This is a genomic window from Candidatus Planktophila sp. (genome assembly GCF_046070465.1).
Lineage (GTDB): Bacteria > Actinomycetota > Actinomycetes > Nanopelagicales > Nanopelagicaceae > Planktophila.
In genome coordinates this window covers 1-3,062 of the sequence record NZ_JBJTMK010000092.1, presented here as the reverse complement: position 1 = coordinate 3,062, position 3,062 = coordinate 1, and the positions used below count along the sequence as shown (strand labels likewise).

Below are 3,062 nucleotides of genomic sequence, written 5' to 3'. Positions count from 1 at the left end.
CCAGTAATCGACACTTGACCCTCATCAGGTGCAATATCTCACAGATATCGTCCTCAACATCAAGAACCTAGTTCTCTCATCAGATAACGATGAGCCATCAGTTGTCTATATCCGTAAGACTGGTGCTGGCGCTGTAACAGGTGCTGACATTGCAGTTCCATCAGGTGTAGAGGTTCACAACCCAGAGCTTCACATTGCAACACTGAACGACAAGGCAAACCTTGAGATCGAACTTACTGTCGAGCGTGGCCGTGGCTACGTAACAGCAGTTCAGAACAAGGCAGCTGGAGCAGAAATTGGTCGCATTCCTGTTGACTCAATCTATTCACCAGTCCTTAAGGTCACATACAAGGTTGAAGCAACTCGTGTAGAACAGCGCACAGACTTCGATCGCCTTGTTATCGATGTTGAGACAAAGCCATCAATGAAGCCACGCGATGCAGTTGCATCAGCAGGTAAGACATTGGTAGAGCTCTTCGGTCTCGCACGCGAACTCAATGTTGATGCAGAAGGTATCGAAATGGGTCCATCTGTTCTCGATGCTGCACTTGCGGCTGATCTTGCTCTTCCAATCGAAGATCTCGATCTCACAGTTCGCTCATACAACTGCTTGAAGCGCGAAGGCATTCACACAGTTGGCGAGTTGATCAATCGCTCAGAAGCGGATCTTCTCGATATCCGTAACTTCGGATCAAAGTCAATCGACGAGATCAAGGCGAAGCTTCACTCAATGGGAATGTCTCTCAAGGACTCACCAGCGGGCTTCGATCCATCACAACACCAGAACTACAACGCATCAGATGAAGACTTCGCTGACGCGGATCAGGCATAAGGGAGAAATAACATGCCAAAGCCAACCAAGGGTCCTCGTTTGGGTTCAGGACCATCACATGAGCGCTTGATTCTTCGCACACTTGCAGAGCAGTTGTTCGAGCACGGCAAGATCACAACAACAGAGGCAAAGGCTAAGCGTCTTCGTCCTTTGGCTGAAAAGTTGATCACCTTCGGTAAGAAGGGCGATCTTTCAGCTCGTCGTGAAGTAGCAGCTCGTATTGCTAACAAGAGCGTTGTTCACCAGCTCTTCACAGTGATCGCTCCAACTTTCGCTAACCGCGAAGGTGGATACACACGCATCACAAAGATCGGTCCACGTAAGGGTGATAACGCTCCTATGGCAGTGATCGAGCTCGTTACAGATAAGTAATTCGTTACCTATCTCAACGAACAATACGAAATAGCAGTCAATGGCCGAACCCGCTCTCTTCCCAGAGGGCGGGTTTCGTCGTTTGCGCGTAGCTATTGCCTACGATGGAACTCAATTTTCTGGGTGGGCTACGCAGCCAGGTAAGCGCACTATTCAAGAAATGGTCGAAGAAGCCGTTGCTCGCATTGTTCGCCACGATGTTGATTCAGTTGTTGCGGGACGTACCGATGCTGGAGTCCATGCCACAGGACAGGTAATTCATATCGATGTTGCAGATAGCGCTTTTGAAAAAGATCTGACTTATAAAGACCTTCGCTACAAACTCAACCGAATTCTCGATGAAGATGTTCGCATCCTCGACATCACGGATGCACCTTCTGGATTCCATGCCCGCTTTTCAGCGCTTCGCCGTTATTACACATACAAGATTCTCGATGACAACCAAGTCATCACACCTGCTCAGCGCTTTGATGTTGCACCGTGGTACCGCCACCTCGATGAGAAGGTTATGAATGAAGCTTCCGCGCTTCTTCTTGGTACCCATGATTACGCGGCATTCTGTAAATTCAAGCAAGGCGGCACAACAATCCGCACCCTTGAGAAGTATCAATGGACCCGCACCGAAGATGGATTATTGATTGCAGATGTAGTCGCTGATGCTTTCTGTTATTCAATGGTCCGCAATCTTGTAGGCGCAATTGTCTGCGTGGCAGATGGTCGCAAGCCGGTCGCATGGATTGCAGAGCTATTAGCCAATAAAGAGCGAGTCTCTGACTCTTTAGTTTTTCCAGCGCGTGGCTTGACCTTGTATCAAGTGGATTACCCATCCGATGATCAGCTCTTAGAACGCGCCCGAGTCACCGTTGCAAAACGTGGAGATCTTTACGACATGTATGGCCAGCTCAAGGCGAAGAAGTAATGGGACACATCGATGTTTCAGGTGTTGAGTACTCCCTATCGGATGGTCGGGTACTTCTCAACGACGTTTCATTTCGTGTAGGAGATGGCGCAAAGGTTGCGCTGATTGGACCAAACGGTTCAGGTAAGACAACGCTTATTCGAATGATTTGTGGCGACATCTCGCCAGATGAAGGTCAAGTCTCCATTACAGGTGGACTTGGGGTTATGCGCCAATTCGTTGGCTCTGTTCGCGATGAAACAACTGTGCGACAAATCTTGTTATCGGTAGCGCCAAAGAACATCCGCGATGCTGCTGAAAAAGTCATTGCTACTGAAAAGGCGATGCATGCAGAAAATACAGAGAAGTCACAGATGGCTTATGCCCAAGCGATTATCGAATGGGGCGATGTCGGGGGATACGAATACGAAGTTATTTGGGATGTCTGCTGCACTGAAATGCTCGGCAAGCCCTTTGATGAAGTCGCAGATCGGTTAGTGAGTACATTATCTGGCGGCGAGCAGAAGAAGCTTGTTGTCCGAGCGCTACTTGAAGGCCCCGAAGAAGTCCTGATGCTCGACGAACCTGATAACTACCTTGATGTACCTTCAAAGCGTTGGCTTGAGAAAGTTATTAATGAAACCAAGAAGACCGTCTTCTTCGTTAGCCACGACCGTGAACTCCTTGAAAATACTGCAACTCGCATCGTTGCGCTAGAGCAGGGAATCACAGGAAATACAGCATGGGTTCATGGCGGAAAGTTCTCGACCTGGCACGATGCGCGTAAAGCACGTAATGCGCGTTTTGCTGAGATGTTGTTGCGGTGGCAGCAAGAGCACGAACGACTTATCAACTTGGTAAAGACTTTGCAAGTTCAGGCAGCAAGCTCTCCTGATATGGCCAATAAATATCACGCGATGCAGACTCGTCTCCGTAAATTTGAAGAAGCTGGCGCACCCG

The 3,062-nt window shown here is 48.9% G+C and carries 3 protein-coding genes and 1 pseudogene; all 4 read left to right on the top strand.

Translation table 11 applies throughout. The annotated features are described in order from the left end of the window. Nucleotides 1-37: 37 nt before the first annotated feature. Nucleotides 38-832 (top strand): annotated as a pseudogene (locus ACKOVI_RS04265) (DNA-directed RNA polymerase subunit alpha); the annotation flags it as partial. A 12-nt stretch (nucleotides 833-844) separates the two neighbouring features. Next, complete coding sequence (rplQ, locus tag ACKOVI_RS04260; RefSeq protein WP_509602805.1) at nucleotides 845-1,204, top strand: 50S ribosomal protein L17; 360 nt, start codon at nucleotides 845-847, stop codon at nucleotides 1,202-1,204. 40 nt (nucleotides 1,205-1,244) lie between these two features. Further along, a complete protein-coding gene (gene truA / locus ACKOVI_RS04255) occupies nucleotides 1,245-2,123 on the top strand; it encodes a tRNA pseudouridine(38-40) synthase TruA (protein WP_509602804.1) in 879 nt (292 codons plus the stop codon). After that, on the top strand, nucleotides 2,123-3,062 hold a 940-nt coding region (locus tag ACKOVI_RS04250; protein WP_509602803.1), incomplete at its 3' end, for an ATP-binding cassette domain-containing protein. The genes truA and ACKOVI_RS04250, both read left to right, overlap by 1 nt.